Annotated in this window: 16 protein-coding genes; 5 read left to right on the forward strand and 11 right to left on the reverse strand. The window is 71.2% G+C overall.

The annotated features are described in order from the left end of the window. The 3 genes from Msi02_RS03085 to Msi02_RS03095 form a co-directional block, all read right to left on the reverse strand. Window positions 1-1,066 (reverse strand): AMP-binding protein (locus Msi02_RS03085; protein ID WP_204046979.1); only part of this gene is annotated, 1,066 nt, incomplete at its 3' end. A gap of 130 nt (window positions 1,067-1,196) precedes the next feature. Then, window positions 1,197-3,758 (reverse strand): FtsX-like permease family protein, encoded by a 2,562-nt coding sequence (locus Msi02_RS03090; protein WP_204046980.1) that lies wholly within the window; start codon window positions 3,756-3,758, stop codon window positions 1,197-1,199. Between the two features lies 1 nt (window position 3,759). Beyond that, on the reverse strand, window positions 3,760-4,461 hold the full coding sequence (locus Msi02_RS03095; RefSeq protein ID WP_306291629.1) for an ABC transporter ATP-binding protein: 702 nt from the start codon (window positions 4,459-4,461) through the stop codon (window positions 3,760-3,762). A 360-nt stretch (window positions 4,462-4,821) separates the two neighbouring features. Here Msi02_RS03095 and Msi02_RS03100 point away from each other — a divergent pair, with 360 nt between their 5' ends. Both Msi02_RS03100 and Msi02_RS43820 read left to right on the forward strand, forming a co-directional pair. Next, window positions 4,822-5,844, forward strand: coding sequence for a methyltransferase (locus Msi02_RS03100; protein ID WP_204046981.1), 1,023 nt, complete (start codon window positions 4,822-4,824; stop codon window positions 5,842-5,844). Next, window positions 5,841-6,989, forward strand: coding sequence for a tryptophan 2,3-dioxygenase family protein (locus tag Msi02_RS43820; protein WP_204046982.1), 1,149 nt, complete (start codon window positions 5,841-5,843; stop codon window positions 6,987-6,989). The genes Msi02_RS03100 and Msi02_RS43820 overlap by 4 nt, the downstream gene beginning before the upstream one ends. 177 nt (window positions 6,990-7,166) lie before the next feature. Here the strand turns inward: Msi02_RS43820 and Msi02_RS03110 are convergent, their stop codons facing one another. Continuing rightward, a complete protein-coding gene (locus Msi02_RS03110; protein ID WP_204046983.1) occupies window positions 7,167-8,744 on the reverse strand; it encodes a glycosyltransferase family 39 protein in 1,578 nt (525 codons plus the stop codon). A gap of 239 nt (window positions 8,745-8,983) precedes the next feature. Here Msi02_RS03110 and Msi02_RS03115 point away from each other — a divergent pair, with 239 nt between their 5' ends. Continuing rightward, the gene (locus Msi02_RS03115) at window positions 8,984-10,249 is read left to right on the forward strand and encodes an MFS transporter (protein ID WP_275414076.1); all 1,266 of its coding nucleotides are present in this window, start codon (window positions 8,984-8,986) and stop codon (window positions 10,247-10,249) included. Here the strand turns inward: Msi02_RS03115 and gntD are convergent. The 4 genes from gntD to Msi02_RS03135 all read right to left on the reverse strand — a co-directional run bounded on the left by gntD (window position 10,239) and on the right by Msi02_RS03135 (window position 13,187). Next, window positions 10,239-11,291: a guanitoxin biosynthesis L-enduracididine beta-hydroxylase GntD gene (gene gntD / locus Msi02_RS03120; RefSeq protein ID WP_204046985.1), complete on the reverse strand. Its 1,053-nt coding sequence runs from the start codon at window positions 11,289-11,291 to the stop codon at window positions 10,239-10,241. The two genes, Msi02_RS03115 and gntD, sit on opposite strands and share 11 nt — an antisense overlap. Then, a complete protein-coding gene (locus tag Msi02_RS03125; protein ID WP_079314335.1) occupies window positions 11,288-11,503 on the reverse strand; it encodes an MbtH family protein in 216 nt (71 codons plus the stop codon). The genes gntD and Msi02_RS03125 overlap by 4 nt, the downstream gene beginning before the upstream one ends. Window positions 11,504-11,525: 22 nt before the next feature. Next, window positions 11,526-12,347, reverse strand: a complete 822-nt coding sequence (locus Msi02_RS03130) for an ArsR/SmtB family transcription factor (RefSeq protein WP_204046986.1) — start codon at window positions 12,345-12,347, stop codon at window positions 11,526-11,528. Window positions 12,348-12,470: 123 nt separating this feature from the next. After that, window positions 12,471-13,187: a TetR/AcrR family transcriptional regulator gene (locus tag Msi02_RS03135; RefSeq protein ID WP_204046987.1), complete on the reverse strand. Its 717-nt coding sequence runs from the start codon at window positions 13,185-13,187 to the stop codon at window positions 12,471-12,473. Between the two features lie 131 nt (window positions 13,188-13,318). Here Msi02_RS03135 and Msi02_RS03140 point away from each other — a divergent pair, with 131 nt between their 5' ends. Together Msi02_RS03140 and Msi02_RS03145 are read left to right on the forward strand one after the other, a co-directional pair. Continuing rightward, window positions 13,319-14,788: an MFS transporter gene (locus Msi02_RS03140; RefSeq protein WP_239108075.1), complete on the forward strand. Its 1,470-nt coding sequence runs from the start codon at window positions 13,319-13,321 to the stop codon at window positions 14,786-14,788. A gap of 412 nt (window positions 14,789-15,200) precedes the next feature. After that, window positions 15,201-15,758 (forward strand): hypothetical protein, encoded by a 558-nt coding sequence (locus Msi02_RS03145; RefSeq protein WP_204046988.1) that lies wholly within the window; start codon window positions 15,201-15,203, stop codon window positions 15,756-15,758. A gap of 218 nt (window positions 15,759-15,976) precedes the next feature. Here the strand turns inward: Msi02_RS03145 and Msi02_RS03150 are convergent, their stop codons facing one another. From Msi02_RS03150 to Msi02_RS03160, 3 genes are all read right to left on the reverse strand, one after another. Beyond that, complete coding sequence (locus Msi02_RS03150; RefSeq protein ID WP_239108076.1) at window positions 15,977-16,750, reverse strand: class I SAM-dependent methyltransferase; 774 nt, start codon at window positions 16,748-16,750, stop codon at window positions 15,977-15,979. Between the two features lie 70 nt (window positions 16,751-16,820). Next, window positions 16,821-17,165 carry a cupin domain-containing protein gene (locus tag Msi02_RS03155; protein WP_204046989.1) on the reverse strand — a complete coding sequence of 115 codons (345 nt, stop codon included), beginning with the start codon at window positions 17,163-17,165 and terminating at the stop codon, window positions 16,821-16,823. A gap of 43 nt (window positions 17,166-17,208) precedes the next feature. Continuing rightward, window positions 17,209-17,892 carry a DUF2848 domain-containing protein gene (locus Msi02_RS03160; protein ID WP_204046990.1) on the reverse strand — a complete coding sequence of 228 codons (684 nt, stop codon included), beginning with the start codon at window positions 17,890-17,892 and terminating at the stop codon, window positions 17,209-17,211. Window positions 17,893-17,903 lie beyond the last annotated feature (11 nt).

The following is a 17,903-nucleotide window of genomic DNA, read 5'->3' on the forward strand; positions in this document are numbered from 1 at the left end:
CGGGGGCGTCGTCGTGTTCCGGGCCGTCCACCACGATCACCGGGAATCCGGCCTCCCGCGCCTTGGCGCCCATCGCCCGGTCGGTGAGGAGCACCGTCGCGCCGGTGTCGTGCAGCACCCAGCGGATCCGGTCCACCGGATAGCTGTCGTGCAGGGGCACGTACACGCCGCCGGCCTTGAGCACCGCGAGCATCGACACGACGGCGTGCGGAGCGCGGCTCTGCAGGATGCCGACCCGGGACTCGGCGGTCACGCCCGCCGCTGTCAGGCGCCCGGCCAGCCTCGCGGCCATGCCGTCGAGCTCCGCGTACGTGAGGGTGAGATCGTCGGAGATCACGGCGCGCTCGTCCGGGCAGGACCGCGCCCACTCGGCGACCAGTTCGTGCACGCACCGGTCGGCGGGGTAGTCCCGCGCCGTGTCGTTCCACTCCACGAGCACCCGCCGCCGCTCGGCCTCGGTCAGCGGCGGCAACTCGGACAGCGGTACGGACGGGTCCGCGGCCACCGCGGCCAGCGTCGTCGTGAGCGTGGCCGCCATCCGCTCGACCGTGCCGGCGAGGAACAGCCCGGCGTCGTAGGCGATGGTCACCTCGATCGGACCGGCCACCTCGATCGGGCCGGTCCGCTCGCTCAGGACCACCGCCAGGTCCACCGGATCCGCCGGCGCTTCGCCCTGCACCACCAGCACGCGCGTCCCGGCCGGCGCGCCGCCCTCGGCGCGGGCGGCGAGCACCGTCTCCCCCACCGTGGCCAGGAAGGCCCCGAACGGCTGCGTGCCCGCCACCCGCGAGCGCAGGATCAGTTTCCCGGGGTGATCTCCGCCGGTGGCCACGCCCACCGCGACGTCCTGCTGACCCGAATAGCGGGCGAACAGCACCTGGCATGCGGCGACCAGAATCGTGAACAGCGAGGTGTGATGACGGGCGCCGAGCTTTCGCAGCTCGTCGGCGAGTTCTCCGGTGATCGTGAATCGGTGTGCGGCGGGGATGTGCGTGCCCGCCGCGGACCGGTGACGATCGGCCGGCAATAACAGCGGGACCGGATCCTCGATTTCCCGTACCGACATGGTCGACCTCCGTCATCGACGAATAAATCTGGATTTGACCCATTCAGGGAATGCCAGCTTCGCCCGGAATGATGGGATAGATCCATGTCATTGACTGGGTCGCTAAAAAGGATGGTCAACGCGTTCGCGCCTATTCGGCGCCGATGGTCTCCACCGGCCGCCGCCGCATGGCGACGCGCGCGGAGATCATGATGGACGGCCAGGCGACGAGGACGGCGGCCACGACGATGCCCGCGTAGGCGAGCGGCGGGATCGACGGCAGGGGCCGCCTGCTCACCGCGATGCCGATGCCGGCCAGCGAGGGAAGCGCGGCCAGAGTGCCGATGAGCACGGCGGCGACGGTGATGATGCGCGCCTCGCCGCGCATCATCGACAGCACCTGCTCGCGCCGGGCGCCGATCAGCCGCAGCATGGCGAACTCGCGTACGCGCGCCGCGGTGGCCATCACCAGGGTGTTCACCACCGCGATGGCGATGTAGCCGAGCAGGACCGCGTTGAGTATGAGGCCGACCGCGTCGCCTCCGGCCTCCGCGTCGTCCTGGGCGGCCATGAAGGACTCCCGGTCGGCCACCCGGGCCGTCGGGTAGGCCGCCAGGGCCTGCCGCAGCCCGGCGTCCCCGCCCGTCGCCCTGACCAGCATCCAGGAGTCGAGACGGTCGGTGGTGTGCCGAATCACCAGGTCGTGCGGGAGCGTGACGTCGCCGAAGCCGAGGCCCTTCTCGTAGATCGCCACCACCCGTGCCCGTACGGGGGTGCCGTCACCGAGGCGCAGGTCGACGGTCCCGCCGACGTCCGCGCCGACGGTGCCCGCGGCCATCCGGCTCAGCGCCACCGCCTCGCCGCTCAGGCCGGCGAGGTCGCCCCGCAGGACGCCGAGGTCCATGGTCGCCGCGATGCCCCCCGGCTCGACGCCCTGGGTGGGGAAGATCTTGTACTGCCGGCTGTCGCCGTCGGCGTAGGTGATCAGCGTCTGCGTCCGTACGACCGGGGTCACGTCCGACACGCCTGCCGTCTTCCGCAGCACGCCGGCCAGCTCCGGTGACAGTCCGGCGGCCGCGGGGGTCACGACGTAGCCGGCCCGGAGCCCGTCCACGACCTGGTCCTGCGCGGCGGCGCTCAGCGTGGTGGCGCTGAAGATCTGCGCGGCGGCCATCGTGACGCCCATGATCAGCGGCGTGGTGGCCGAGCTGAGCCGCCGCGACCTGGCGCGGGCGTTGGCGACGGCGAGGAACCCGCTGGCCCCCCGGCCTCGGTTCAGCCGCGGGCCGAGCAGGACGACGGCGCCGGTGAGCAGCCGGGGACCGAGCAGGGCGACGGCGACGACCAGCAGGAACGCCGAACTGCTCGCGCCCTCCACGGCCGACTCCCCCGGCAGCGCGATCGGCAGCACGACGGCGGCCGCCAGGGCGGCGGGGACGAGCAGCGAGCCGATCGTCAGCCGGACCCAGCCCAGCTTGCGCGGCTCCACGGCCGCCTCGCCGATCGCCTCGATCGGGCTGACCTTCGCGGCGCGCCTGGCGGCGATCCAGCCGCCCATCCGGGCGCCGGCCACGCACAGCAGCATGGCCGCGAGCACGGGCAGCGGGCCGACCACGAGCTCGAAGTCCTCGGGCAGCACGCCGACCGCGGCGAAGACCCGGTGGAACAGGAAGCCCAGGGCGATCCCCGGCACCGCGCCGGCCACCGCGCCGGCCGCGCTCACGAGGGTCGCCTCGGCTCCGATCATGGCGAGGACCTGCTTGGGCGTGGCCCCGATCGCCCGCAGCAGCGCCAGCTCCCGCCGCCGCTGCTGCACCGAGAGCGCGAGCGTGCCGGCGACCACGATCACCACGACCATCACCATGGTGGCGCCGAACGACAGGGCCAGTTCGATCACGAACGCCCGCGTCGCCCCCACGTCGAGCATCTCGGCGTCGCCGCGCTCGTCCCCGGTGTAGGTCACGACTCCGCGTACGGCCTTCTCGATGTCGGCGGCCAGTTCATCGGGGTCCGCCCCGGGCGCGGCCAGCACGCCGACCGTGTCCACCCGGTCCGGCTGCCCGGTGAGGCTCCGTGCCCGATCTTCGGTCAGGAACAGCGCGCCCTGCCTGGTCAGCGGCCCGCCGCGCGGGGTCACCAGACCGGCCACCCGGTAGACCGACGAGGTCGTGCCGACCGCCAGGGTCACCGTGCCGCCGACGGACACGCCCGCCTCCTCGGCGAGCCGGGACTCCAGCACCACCTCGTCCGGCGTCTGCGGCTGCCGTCCGGCGGTCAGCGCGAACGGGGTGAGCACCGCGGCCGGCCAGCCGTGGCCCAGCAGGGGCGCGCCGTCAGGACCCGCCAGCACCCGGCCGTCCTTCGTCACCAGGCTCATCGGGACGCTGACGTCCCCGACCGCGGCCCGCACGCCGTGCACGCGCCGCACCTGTTCGACCCGCCCGGCCGGCAGCCGGACCCGCTCGGAGTAGCGGGGGTCGACGTCCTCGGCGACCGGGAAGGTCTGCGGGGCGCCGGCCACCACCTCGGCCGCCCGATAGCGCTCGGCCGGGACACCGGAGGACAGGCCGGTCTCGAGCAGGATCCCGCTCGCGGTGAGGACGGCCGACCCGAACGCGACCGCGACGAACGCGGCCACGAATCCGCCCTTGCGGCCCTTGATGGTGCTCCAGGCCAGGGACAGCGCACGTCTCGACAACACCCGCCGCGTCATGTCACCACTCACCAAGGCGCGTCATGCGGTCGGCGACCCGCTCCGGCGTGGGCTTGCTCATGTCACCGGCGAGTTTGCCGTCGGCGAGGAACACCACCGTGTCGGCGTAGGAGGCGGCGACCGGATCGTGGGTCACCATCACCACCGTCTGCCGCAGGTCGTCCACGATCCGCCGTAACAGTTCGAGGATCTGCCGGCCGGTGCGCGTGTCCAGCGCGCCGGTCGGCTCGTCGGCGAACACGGCCTCGGGCTCGTGGATCAGCGCGCGGGCGACGGCCACCCGCTGCCGCTGCCCGCCGGAAAGCTGGCCCGGATAGTGGTCGTGCCGGTCGGCGAGGCCGACCTGGGCCAGCGCGGCACGCAGCCGGTCGTACGGAACGGGCCGGTCCGCCAGGCGGAACGGCATCGTGACATTCTGCTCGACGGTCAGCGCGTCCAGCAGGTTGTATGCCTGGAACACGAACCCGACCCGCTCACGGCGCAGCACCGTCAGCTGCTCCTCCTTCAGGCGCGACAGCTCCGTCTCCCCCAGCCACACCCGCCCGGAGGTCGACCGGTCGAGACCGGAGGCGCAGTGCAGGAACGTGCTCTTGCCCGAGCCCGACGGACCCATGATCGCGGTGAACGTGCCGCGTGGCAGCGCGATCGAGACATCGTCCAGCGCCCGCACCGCGTTGCGCCCACCTCCGTACACCTTGTTCACGGATTCCAACCTGACCGCGTATGTCATCGTCATTCCCGAAAGTTATGGAGAGCGCACTCCGACTCTGTCATCGTGCCCGACAATTACAGCGTCCGCCAGCCGTTCCGGCCCGAACATGCTTCCGAACTCGCTTATCAACCGAGACGTCAACAAGGCCGCCTCACGCGGCCGCACCTGGAATAATCTGGGGTCGCGAAATACCACCTCCAGCGGAGAACGGGCGTCCGCGTTTAACCGGCGGAGAAAAATCCTTGGGGCCGTGCCGCGCATCCGCGGAAACTGACGTGACATCCCCCTGCCCGCGCGAAACGAGCGCGACGCGCGAGCGGACACGTCATCTTCTTATCAAGGATTTCGCCCATGATCCCAGTGCATCTCGAACGCGCGGTCTTCGGAATCTACGCCACTCATTCACTGCACTTCGCCGACAGGTCGGGCGTGTTCGTCCATCTCGCCGACCACGGGAGCGCCACCGCCGCCGAACTGTCCGGCGCGCTCGGCGTCGACGGCGAGACCCTGGAGCGCCTGCTGCTCGTCCTGGTCTCCCTGCAGGTGCTCACCCGCACCGGGGAAGGCCGGTACGCGCTGGCCGAGGGAACCAGGCCCTACCTCGACAGCCGGGAGCCCCGCTATCTGCTGGGGTTCGTCGACCACCTGGTCGGCAGCACCGCACAGCGGTTCGGCCAGGTGCACGACTACCTGTCGCGCGGCAAGGCCGCCGTCGACGCCGAAATGCCGGACCCGTTCGCCACGCTCTACCGCGACGACGACTCCGTCCGGCGCTTCCTGACCGCGATGTGGCAGCTCAGCTTCCACGTCTCGCACGAGCTGGCCAGGCTCGCCGACCTCGGCGACGTCCGGCGGCTGGTGGACGTGGGCGGCGCGAGCGGCCCGTTCTCGGTGGCGGCCCTGCTCGCCTATCCGCGCCTGCGCTCGACGGTCTTCGACCTGCCCCAGGTCGGGCCCTACCTGGCGGAGAGCGCGAAGGCGTACGAACTCGGCGACCGGCTCACCTTCGCCGGCGGCGACTTCTTCCGCGACCCGCTGCCCGAGGGCGACTGCGTCGCCTTCGGCTACATCCTGTCCGACTGGGACGACGAGACCTGCGAAGGGCTGCTGCGCAAGGCGTACGACGCCTGCCGGCCCGGAGGCCGGGTGCTCGTCATGGAACGCCTCTTCGACCCCGACCGCGGCGGCCCGCTGTCGACCGCCGTGATGAACCTGTCCATGCACCTGGAGACCCAGGGCCGGCACCGCACTCCGGAGGAGTACCTGGGCCTGCTGCGGCGGGCCGGGTTCGCCGACTGCGCCGTCCGCCGCTCCACGGCCGACAAGCACCTGCTCGTCGGCCGGCGGAGCCCGGTGACAGTGGGGGCGAGATGACCACCGAGACCTTCCGTACGGCGTTCCCCGGGCACAGCGAGGCGCTCGCCGGCCTGCTGGCCTCGACCGCGCTCGCCGAGCTGAGCCGGGAGGAGCTGGCCGACCTGTCCCGCCGCTACGACGAGGCCGTGGCGGGGGACGACGTCGAGATGCGGCTCCTGACCCGTCCGTTCAGTCACCGCCTGGCGATTCCCGAGTACTACCGCTACACGGGGTTGCACGTCTTCGGGTGGTTCCTGGCCCAGCAGGACGACGCCTACGGCGGCGCCCTGCTGGCGATGCACGCGATCCTGACCGACCTGTCGGAACGGGAGCACGAGGAGGCGGCGCGGCACCGGGAGCCGCCCGGCCACATCGCGGAACGCCTGCGCCGCCTGGGGCCCGTCCTGGACCGGATCGCCGCCATGCCCGTGACGCCGCAGGGTGCGCCGCGCGGCGCGGACCTGGTGCGGAGCCTGGCGGGCGACGAACGGCTCCACCGGCAGGTGCTCGTGCTCAGGCGGTTCTGCGGTTTCCGCCGCTCGGACAAGCACGACGAGCACATCTTCATCCGGGCCGTGCAGGCGTGCGAGCTGACCTTCTTCATGACCAGGCTGGCCGCCCGCCGGGCCGTCTCGCTGGTCGAGCGCGACCGGGCCGGATGCCTGTTCTGGATGGACCAGGTGGACGCGTGCGCCGAACTGCTCAACGCGATCTTCCATGCGCTGAAGACGCTGACGCCCGAGCTGTTCCTCGGCTTCCGCGACGCGACCGGGGACGCGAGCGCGGTGCAGTCGCTGAACTACCACCTGATGGAGCTGGTGGTGTACGGCTACGACGATCGCAAGAGGGACACCTTCACCCGTTTCGACCATCTCCGGGTGATCGGCGATCCGCGGCTGCGGAAGTTCCGCTCCCTGCGGGACGCGGCCGGCACCAGCGAGGACCCCGAGGTGGCCGCCGCGTACGCCGCGCTGGAACGGCGGCTGCTGGTCTGGCGGGGCAGGCACTACGGATTCGGCCGCACGTACCTGCCGAACATGAAGGGCTCAGGCGGCACGGAGGGGGCCGGTTATCTCAAGCGGTTCGTCGAGAAGGACGGCCTGCCCTCGGGCCCCCGGCTCACCGACCCGGAGCAACTGCTGTCGGCGTTCGCCTTCCGCTGACGCCGAGCCGGCCGGCCGAGAGGGAGGGTGGGGTCGCCTCACCCTCCCTCTCCATGTCATGCCACCCTCGGTGTCGCCGCGCACGCCGGCCGCACCCGGACCACGACGAGCGGACCACGACGAGACCGCCGGGAAGGACTTCCCGGCGGTCTTCCTCTCCAGGGCTCGGCGACCGGCTCAGACACACCCCTCCTTGCTCGCCGCCGTCACGGCCATGGCCGTGTACGGGCACTGGAAGCCGATCCAGCGCAGCCGGGGCCACAGCCGCGACCACGGTTCGCGCGGCCCGCGGCACACCATGAACTCCTGGCCCGCGTCCGAGACGGGCAGGTCGACGGTGAACCGGCCGGCGGGGGTGCACTGGGCGAACAGCTGCGAGAACTTCGCCCGGTCCACGCCGATCGTGATGACCACCGTCTTGTCGTCGGCCGGGCGGCCGAAGTCGGCGTACGAGTTGTGCCCGCTGTAGGCGGGCGGCAGGCCGTAGGCGGGGCCGTACTTGTCGAGGGCGCCCGCCTGGCCGTAGTGGTTGCCGTAGAAGACCGCGTGCGACCGGTCCTCCGGAGGCAGCGCGCGGTAGACGGCGGCGGCCTGGGCGGTCAGCTCCGGCCATCCCGCCTGGTCGAACTGCGTGATGGCGAGCTGTGCCAGCAGCGGGTTGTCCGCGTAGGCCTGGATCGGCAGGACGGGCAGCAGCAGCACCGCGGACGTCACCAGGTTGGCGGCCAGCGCCACCCCGGCGAGGCAGCGGCGTACGGCGGTCCGCGCCCAGTCCGCCGCGACGACGCATCCGGCGGCCAGCAGGACGAACTGCAGCGCGCCGGCGTAGACCGCCTGCCCTCCGATGGCGATGAGCAGCGCGATCATGAAGAGGTAGGCCACCGCGACGAACCGGTACGGACGCCACTGGGCGCGGCGCAGCAGGGCCACCAGGCCCGCGATCCAGAACGGGGTCAGGAACAGCCCGACCACGAGGATCAGCATCGGCAGGAACGAGATCCGCGACAGGTCCGCGAGCGCGATCGACAGCGCGTCGGCCATCTCGAACTGCGGCCAGCCGTGCGTCGCCTGCCAGATCAGGACGGGCGAGGCGATGAGGACCGCGATCGCGGCGCCCGCCGGCACGTACGGGTGGAACAGCAGCCGGCGCGGCCCGCCGACCAGCATGCCCACCCCGATGGACAGCAGGAGCAGGACGAGCAGGTACTTGGCGTACAGGCCGGCGCCGACCACGACGCCCATCGCCAGCCACAGCCGGGGGTCACGGGTGCGGGCGAGCCGGATCGCCAGCCAGCAGACGGCGACCCAGACCAGGACGTCGAAATCGTTGGTGCCCAGGAGGTGCGCGGTGATCAGGGCGAGGCCCGACACGGCGGCGGCGACCGTCGCCAGGAGCTGCGCCCTCTGGCTTCCGCCCAGCTCGCGGGCGATGAGCCCGACGAGCACCACCGTGACGCCCATCAGCAGCGCGGGCACCACTCGCAGGGCGGTGAGGTTGTCGCCGAACACGGCGGTCTCCACCCTGGCGACCAGCGCGACCAGCGGCGGCTGGTCGATCTGCCCCCAGCCGAGGTGGCGGCCGGCCACCCTCGTGTACAGCTCGTCGAGGTGATACCCGTGCCGCCCGGACAGCGCGAGGACCATGGCGGCCAGGGCGGCGCCCACGCCCAGCGAGGGCCACCATCGCACGGGGGCGAGCGCCGGCTCCCCCGCGGCCACCCTGCCGGGTGTGCCGGTAATCGTCGCGGCATTCACGACATGACCTCCAGTTGCTTTTGTCGTCACCGCATCCGGGGCGGACGCGTCTGGCGGTTCCAGAATGTGACCGCCCGGCGCCGCGGGCAATCAAGTTGAATGGTGCAGAAATATGGCTCGCCGGCGGCGTGGCCTTCGGCTTTCGCGTACCCGTCAAATACCTGGCCGCGCGGCGAATTCCGGCGCAGCATCGACGCGGACCGGTTGTTTTTCCACTGCTGCGAGGACATGACATGGCGATGACAGGAAATGAGACCGCGCGGAAACAGGACGGGCCGGAGCCGGTCCCGTTGTCCAGAAATCGCGGTTACACCATCTTGTGGAGCAACATGTTCCTGTCGGAACTGGCGAGCGAGATGGTGTTCATCGCTTTTCCGCTGTTGCTGCTGGCGCACGCGGCCTCGCCGGTGGAGGTCGGGCTGCTCACCTCGGCGCTGGCCGCGGCACGGATGATCGCGAACGTCCCCGCGGGCGTGCTGGCCGACCGGTGGGACCGCAAGAAGATCCTGCTGCTGTCACAGGTGGTGCGCGGGGCGGCGATGGGCAGCGTCGTGGTCGCGCTGCCGCTCGGGTTCTACTCCTTCCCCCATCTCGCGCTCGTGGCCGTGCTCGAAGGCGTCTTCAGCTCGGTGTTCCAGCCCGCGGAGCACGCGGTGCTGCCGCAGGTCGTGCCCGCCTCCCAGCTTCGCGAGGCGCTCACGCGCAACGCCGCGCGCCCGTTCGCGGCTCTCCTGCTCGGCCCGGCGCTGGCCGGGTTCGCCTTCGGCGTGCACGAACTGGGGCCGTTCTCGATCGACGCCGGCCTGATGGCCGTCTCCGTCGCCGCGCTGCTGTTCCTGCGGCTGCCCCGCCGCCCGGTCACGTCCGCGGCGGACGCCGGACGAGAGCCGGCCCGGGACGCGCTGCTGGGCGGGTTCCGCTGGCTGCTGCGGCAGCCGGTGATCAGGACGACCGCGGTGTGGATCGTCTTCGTCAACCTCGCGTTCCACGCGCTCATCGTCGTCATCCTGGTGGCGTCGGGCGAGGCCGAGGTGGCCTCCGGGGAGATCGGGCTGATGATGGCCTGTTTCGGCGTCGGCGGGCTGCTCGGGGCCGTGGTGGCCGGCCGCCTGCAGGACGCGCTGCCCGCCCCCGTGATCATCATCGGTTCGTCGTGGGCCTTCGCCGCGATAGCGGCGTCGATGGCGTTCGTGCCGGGCGGTGTGCCGCTCGGAGCGCTGCTCGGGCTGGCCGCGGTGTTCCTGCCCGTCACGAACGCCACGATCGTGAGCTACCAGTTGTCGATCGCCCCGGACGAGATGCGCGGCCGGCTGAGCGGGGTCGTCGGCCTCTGCGCCGACCTCGCGGGAACGGTCGGCCCGGTGGCCGGCGGACTGACGGTCACCCTGGCCGGGGGCGGGGCGGAGAGCCTCCTGATATGCGCCGCGGCCCTGGGCGCCGTGGCGCTCGGAGCGACGCTCAGTCCGGCTCTCCGCCGTTTTCCTCGAATGCCGGTCAGTAGATAGTGCGGGATCGCGCGGTGAGCCGCCGGCCCCGGGACCTGCGCAGATCCCTCGCGATGTTGAGACGGCGCAACCACCTGTCGGTGCCGTCGAACCTGGGCGTGAACGCGTTCCGCCCGTGCACCATCCGGTAGTTGTCGATGAAACAGATGTCGCCGGGCCGCAGGACGATTTCGGTGAGCGCGGCGTCGAGCGCGCGGGTCACCTCATCGAGTGCCTCCTGCTCCGAACTTCCCTGAACGCCCTGCATGAAATGCGGATCGATGCGGATGTAGGGATCGTCGGGATCGCCGAACAGCACCGCGACCGCCGTCGGCGAGCGCAGTTCCTCCTCGACGATCTCCCGGCTGCTTCGCATGAGCGTGGCGGCCTTGCGGCCGAGCCCGCTCGCTTCCGCGGGCACGTGCGCGTTCTCTGCCCGGTGGGAGTGGTCGGGCAGGATCCGGAAGCGCTCCTGGCGCAGGACCTCGGCGGTGGCCTCGTCCAGCCGTATGTCGGCGACGTCGGCGACGGTGGTCGCGATCGCGTCGTGGTTGCGCATGCAGGCCAGCCCGAGGTAGTCCGTCCTCAGCGGGTGGAAGGCGTCCTCGGTGTGCCAGGTGAGCACCTCCTGCGAGCCCGAGCCGATCTGCTCGTGCTCGTGCCCCTTGATGGGCAGGATGTCGTGCATGAGATAGCCGTCCTGCTGCGTGGCCCAGCCGATGGGCTCGCCCAGCAGGGACGCCATCAGGTAGAAGGCGATGTCGTGCCGCAGCGTCGGCGACGGCACCGGCTTGTCCTTCCAGTGCGCCGGCGTGGGGCCGATCTCAGCGTCGTCGACGGGCAGCCCGGAGATCACGCAGGCGCCGTGGCGCTCGGCCGCCGTGAATCCGTTCAGCTCCGCGCGCAGCCGGCGCGGCAGCTCCTGCGCGTAGGTCTTGCCCTCGCGCTGGAACTCGGGCGACTCCACGCTCTCGTGGCGTTCGCACAGTTCCTCGACGAGTTCCCGCACGAGCGCGGTCTCGGTCTCGGTGAGCTTGATCGTGAGCACGGTCGGTCCCTTCACGGTGTGTTCATGGAAGTGATCAGGCTGGCCGGACGCATGTCGGTCCAGTTCGCCGTGACGTAGTCGAGCGCCGACTGCCGGTCGGTGGCGGCCTTGGCCACCGACCATCCCGCGGGCACCTCGGCGAACGCGGGCCACAGCGAGTGCTGGCCCTCCTCGTTGACCAGGACGTGGTAGGTGCCGTCCGGGTCCTCGAACGGGTTGGTGCTCATGGTGGATCCCCTTTTCTCGTGGTCAGTGAGCCTGGACGGGCTCACGGCGCTGCAGGAGCGCGACGCCCAGCGGCGTCAGTGTGTGGAGCACGGTGTTCCGGCTCCGTGAGGCGTTCGCCAGCCCGGCCCTGCGGAGGACCGTCGCGTGCTTGCTGGCGCCGGCCAGCGAGATGCCCAGCCGCTGGGCGAGCTCGCCGGTGGTGCAGCTCTCGGCGAGCGCCTGGAGCGCCGCCGCTCTCGTGTGCCCGACCAGGGCGCCGAGCGCCTGCTCGGGCGGGGCCTCGACGCCGATGACGTCGGACACGTCGGCCCGCATGGAGTAGACGAGGGCGGGCGGTCTCTCGTCGCCCCCGTCGATCACCACACAGGACCTGCCGCGCAGGAACAGCGACGGGCTGAGCAGCAGCCCGCGCCCGCGCAGCTCGACGTGCCGTTCCTCGTCGTCGCGGATCTCCAGCAGCGGCGGCTGCCATTCCACGTTGGGGTGCAGGGTGCCGAGCAGCCCCTCGACCCCCGTCGTGATGCCGATCCTGCCGCGAACGGCCCGCTCGGCCTCGAGGCGGCTCTGCACCCTGTCCCAGTACGGGACGACGGCCGCGCTGCAGAACTCGAAGACCAGTCCCGCCACCCGGGCGTCGGCGCCGCTGTCCGCGGCCCCGCGCCGGAACGTCTCCAGCAGTTCGGACAGTGCCCGGCGCTCGCGAAGCAGCGGCTCCAGGTCCGCGACGCGCGACCCGAGCCGCTGACGCACCTGCTTGCGCCAGCCGTCGAAGAACGCGCCGTTGCGCCGGAACAGGTCCAGCGCGAACACGCCCTCCGTCACCAGGCCGAGTCCCGCACTCATGCGAATTCGGCCCATATCCTGGACCGTGAAGTGAATCCTCAGCACACTTCATTAATTAGGGACGTGCGCTATCCCGGGACTACCGCACCCCTACCCGAGTGCTCGCGCGCGGGAGACGAGGGCCTATTCACCCCGCTCCGCGGACGCCGTCTCACCCGGCGCCGCCGACGCGGCCTGGGCGAGCAGCCCGTCGACGAGGGCCCGCAGTCCCTGGGGGTAGGTGTCCTGTGCGGCCAGCGTCCGCCAGCGGTCGCCGATGGCGACCAGGCGTGGCATCCGCGACGTGTCGAGGCCGCTGAAGAGGGGGTCGCCGTCCGTGGGTCGCCCGGCGTCCGCCGGTCGCTGGGCGGAGTGGGCGCGGACGAGGATCTCGCCGACGGTGTAGTACCAGATGTGGCGGAAGACGTGCACGGCCTGCTCGGGTGTGCATCCGTGGTCGATGGCTCCGGCCACGATGGTTTCGACCATCCACACTGATTCGCCGAGCCTGCCGACGAACCCGTCGGCCGTGAGGACCTCCGCGGCCCACGGCCAGGCCGCGAGGGCGTCGTGGATCAGAGTGGCGGTCGCGACGATGCGGTCCCGCGGTTCGCCGGGCAGGTCGGGCTGCGGGACCTGGTCCGCGTACTCGGTGATCAGCAGAAGCAGCAGGTCTTCTTTGTCCCGCACATGGTGATACAGGGTCATCGTCCCGATACCGAGCTCCGCGGCCAGCCGGCGAATGCTCAGCTTCTCCCAGCCGTCCCGGTCGATGAGCCGGCGGGCCGCCTCCAGGATCTCCGCCCGGGAGGTCACCGGTGGACGACCGGTGCGGCCGTGCGAGGCATTGCGTCGGGACACCGTCCCATCATTCCGTCCGGCCACTCCCTTCCGCCAACCGGGGCTTCGGCCGTCGACACCGAACCGGTTCCGATGTACTTTCGGTACGTGTACGAAAAGACCACGAGAACCGGCCAGAGGATGGGGGAACGGTGACGGACACGAAATCGGCGAGCGGACAACCGGTCGTCCACACGGCGGCTCGGCCAGGGCTCACCCTTGCCGCGGTGGCCGTGGTGCAGTTCATGGTGTCGGTGGACCTGTCGGTCGTGAACCTCGGACTCCCGCGGATCGCCGCCGGCCTCGGCTTCGGCATGATCGGCCTGACCTGGGTGATCCACGCCTACGCCCTCACCTTCGGCGGGCTGCTCCTCCTGGGCGGCAAGATCGCCGACCGCTACGGGCACAAACGGGTGCTGCTGCTGGGGCTCGCCGTCTTCGGCCTCGCCTCCCTCGCCGGCGGCTTCGCACAGGAGCCCGGCCATCTGGTGGCCGGCCGCGCCCTGCAGGGCATCGGGGCCGCCGCGCTGTCTCCGGCCGCGCTGGCGCTGCTGACCGTCACCTTCCCCTCCGGCAAGGCCCGCGTCCGGGCCTACGGGATATGGAGCGCGGTGAACGCCGCAGGCGGCGCCCTCGGCGTCCTGATCGGCGGTGTGCTGACCGAGTACGCGGGCTGGCGCTGGGTGATGTTCGTCAGCGTCCCGATGGCCGCCGTCGCGCTGGCCCTGGCCTGGCGGGGTGTCGCCTCCGCTCCGCCCACGGCTCCCGGCGGCCGCCCGGACGTGCCGGGCGCCGTCCTGGCCACTGCGGGGATGTCCCTGCTCGTGTTCGGTGTCGTCCGCACCGACCAGTACGCGTGGACCTCGCCTGTCACCCTGGCGACCCTGGCGATCGCCGTCGCGCTGCTGGCCGCGTTCGTCCACGTCGAGCGGACCACCGGCCGCGATCCGCTGATCCGCCTCGGCCTGCTGGCCAACCGCTCGGTCGCCGGCGCCAACTCCTACAACCTCCTCCTCGGCGCCGCCATGGCGTCGTCGTTCTACTTCGCGTCCCTCTACCTCCAGCAGGTACTCCATGCCAGTCCGACCGTGGCCGGGATCGAGTTGCTGCCCTTCGCGATCGGTGTGATCGCCGGCGCCGCAGTCGCCGTCAAACTCGGCTACCGTCTCCCGCTCCGCACCATGCTGGTCATCGGCGGGCTGGTGACCGCGACCGGGTTCGCCTGGTTCGGCCTGATCAGCGCCGACGGCTCCTTCCTCGCCGACGTCCTGGGTCCGTCGCTCGTCACCAGCGTCGGCTTCGGGCTCTGCCTCGGACCGGTCGTCTCCGCCGCCACCGTCGGTGTCGCGCCGAGCGAGACGGGCACCGCCTCAGGCTTGCTCGCCAGTTCACGCCAGATCGGCGCCTCACTCGGACTGGCCGCTCTCGGCACGGCCGCCCATGCGCGCACCGGCGAGACCACCACGTTGGAGGGTCTCACCGAGGGGTACGCGCTCGGCATGACACTCGCCGCGGCGCTCCTGGTCGGCGCCGTCCTCATCGCCTTCACCGTCCTGCCGCGTACGAACGCGGCCTCGCCGGCGGAGCACGGCAGCCGTGACCTGGTCCCCGAACCGGAATAGCCGGCCGTGCGACGAGTGAGGCGTTCACCGGCCCCGCTTTCCTGACGGCGGTCACGGCAACCTCGAGGACCAGCGCGGTTTCGGTCAGCGGTTCACCGTGACGACCCGGAAGGGACCGGAGACGGGGCTCGGCCGAACATGTGCGATCGCAACCAATGCGCCTCAATGATGTGGCAGGAATCCAGGGACCGGCGTAAAGGGATTGTCGGCACGGGGAAATGGCCCGACAACGCCTCCGATCCCATTTGTTTTCTGTTGCGGAAAGCGGTTGTTTGCGCATTGCTGGGCGACGGAGCCTTTTGTTACCTCTAGCGTGAGAATCAGGGTCTGGATCCAAGGTTCGATGGATCGATTCGCGCTCCGTGGTCCGGGTGTTCCCCGGAACAGTCACGGAGTCGACGGAGTGATACTCATGCTCAAGGAAGCACTGGCTGCTGGCGCGATCACGGCGTCGGCCCTCATCGTCCCGGTGACGATGCAGACGCAGCCGGTCAATGCGGCCGGCAGCACCGCGCAGGTCATGCAGAATCCGACACAGCCCTGCCCCGGAGGTAGGTGCCGTGGCCGTGAGCGCCACCGGACGTACGGCCACTATGGTCGCGAGCGCGGACGTGAACGCGAGCGCGGCCGGGAACGCGGACGTGAACGCGGCCGGGAACGCGGCCGATTCGAAGAACGCGGACGGGAACGCGGACGCGAGCGCGGACGGTTCGAGGAACGCGGGCGCGAGCGCGGCCGGTTCGAAGAACGCGGACGCGAACGCGGCCGATTCGAGGAACGCGGACGCGAACGCGGGCGCATGGAAGAGCGCGGGCGCGAGCGCGGACGGTTCGAGGAACGCGGGCGCGAGCGCGGCCGGTTCGAAGAACGCGGACGGGAACGCGGGCGATTCGAAGAACGCGGCCGGGAACGCGGGCGCATGGAAGAGCGCGGACGTGAACGCGGACGATTCGAACGCGAACCGCGGTAGCGGCATCAGCAGCGGGGAGAGTGAGGCAGCAACAGCAGCAAGGACCGGATAACCGCACATCGAACCTGCCGGACCCTCCTGCCCCACGAGGCCGTCGCCTCGCGGGGCTCTCCCCCTGCCGACGGGGCGGCCGGCCCGCTCGTCCGCATTTCGGCCGTCGCCGCGAAAGCGGATTCTCAGGCCTCCGCGATTGATTCAGGCCGGCGACGGCATCGGGCTTATCGCGACGCGATCCGACCCGTCGGGATGCGGTAGACGGACACGTGCGAACGCGACTCGGCGGTGAACTCGGTGCCGATCCAGTCCGCGTGCCTGGCCTCCAGCTCGAACCCGGCCAGCTGGGCCATGAGATCGAGCTCGGCCGGCCAGATGTACCGGTGGGGGCTGCGGAACAGCCGGGCCTGTCCGCTCTCGTCGAACCTGAAATGGTGCGACACGAGGTGTTGCCGCAGGACGTCGTAAGTGTCCAGGCCGATGTAGCCGGGTTCGCGGTGCCACACCACGGCCTCCTGGCCCGGCGGGAGCTTGCGCAGCTCGGGCACCCAGAGCTCGATCACGAAGCGTCCGCCGGGTGTCAGGTGGCGCGCGGCGTTGCGGAAGCACGCGACCTGCTCGGCCTGGGTGAGCAGGTTGGAGATCGTGTTGTAGACGAGGTAGACGAGCGCGTACTTCCCTGGGGCGGTGGCGGTCGCCATGTCGCCGACAACGACCGGAATCTTCGTTTCGTCCGCTTTCGTGCGCAGTTGATCGATCATCGGACGGGACAGCTCGATGCCGCTGACGGGCACCCCGCGCTCGGCGAGCGGGACGGCCACACGGCCGGTACCAATGGCGAACTCGAGCGCCCGCCCGTCACCCGCGAGATCGGCGAGGCGATCGACGGCCGGCACGAGGACCTCGGGCGCGAACATTCCGGTGCCCGGCGTGTCGTAGCGCTGGGCGGCGTCGGCGTTCCAGATCTCCTCCTGCCGCATGCTCCCCACGATCGCCATCGCCGTACGGCGCTGTCCAACGGTTTTCCGTCCGGCCGACGTCTTGTGCCGCGCGGCCCGGCGGTCCGGGTCATCCGATGGGCAGGGTGGGCGGGGCCTTGAACTCCAGCCACCGGCTGGTCTGCAGCGCGGCGACTGTGTGCGGCGCGCCCCGGGGGTGCAGCAGGGTCTGTCCCGGCAGCAGCTCGCACTCCTGCCCGTTCACGGTGCCCGCCAGATGGCCGGACAGCAGGTAGATGAAGCTGTCGTGATCGTGGAAGTGTTCCGGCGAACTCACCCCCTCCGGATACTCGATCTCCAGCAGTAGCCCGCGCTCGGTGCGCAGCGGCAGCCGGAACAGGGCGTGCCCGCCCAGCAGGGGCAGCCCTTCGACGGAGGTCATCGTCCGCCACGGGCGCCCGTCGTCGTCGCTCATCGTTTCCTCTCGAATCGGTTTCTGGCGCCGGTCGTCCACCGGGTCACAGCGGCGCCGGCAGGACCTCGACGTCATAGGCGGAGACGATCTCCTCCCCGGTCACCGGGTCGACGAGGGCGGTCTCCCATCGGGACGCGAACTGGTCCGGCCCCTTCACCATGGGGATCGTCCCGGACAGCAGGACGGTCCCGGTCCGGTGCAGCCCTGCCTGCCTGAGCACGTCCAGCCAGTAGGTGGGCGGCAGCAGCTCGGCGCAGGTGCCGTCCTGGATCAGGGCGCGCTCGTGCCCGACCCGGCCCACGATGCGGATCTCGTCCAGATGGCCGACGACGTCGGACAGCCTCCACGCCCTGCGGGCCAGGACGTCGGGCGCGGCGTTCTTGCTCCACGCCACCCCGTGCACCTCCAGCTCGCGGTCGGTGTGGTCGCACGCGCTCGTCAGCAGCACGTCGTCCGGCCCGGGGCCGGTCACGACCAGCGCCCACTCGGCCTCTCCCGACGTGCGCGCGTGCTGCGCCCGTACGAGGGAGGTCTGCCGGGCCAGATAGGGCGACACGGGGTAGAGGCACGGGGTCCTCTCCGGCGCCGGCACCCCCAGCTCGGCCAGTTCGTCGATGTGCGCCTGCACCTGCACCCGGTCGCGTCCGGCCCAGCCTGCGTTGAACACCTGGGTGACCTCGGTGGCGGCGACGGTGCCGTCGGGGAGCTCGAAGCTCAGTGCGGACACCTCCCAGCGCC

It is taken from the genome of Microbispora siamensis (assembly GCF_016863095.1).
GTDB lineage: Bacteria > Actinomycetota > Actinomycetes > Streptosporangiales > Streptosporangiaceae > Microbispora > Microbispora siamensis.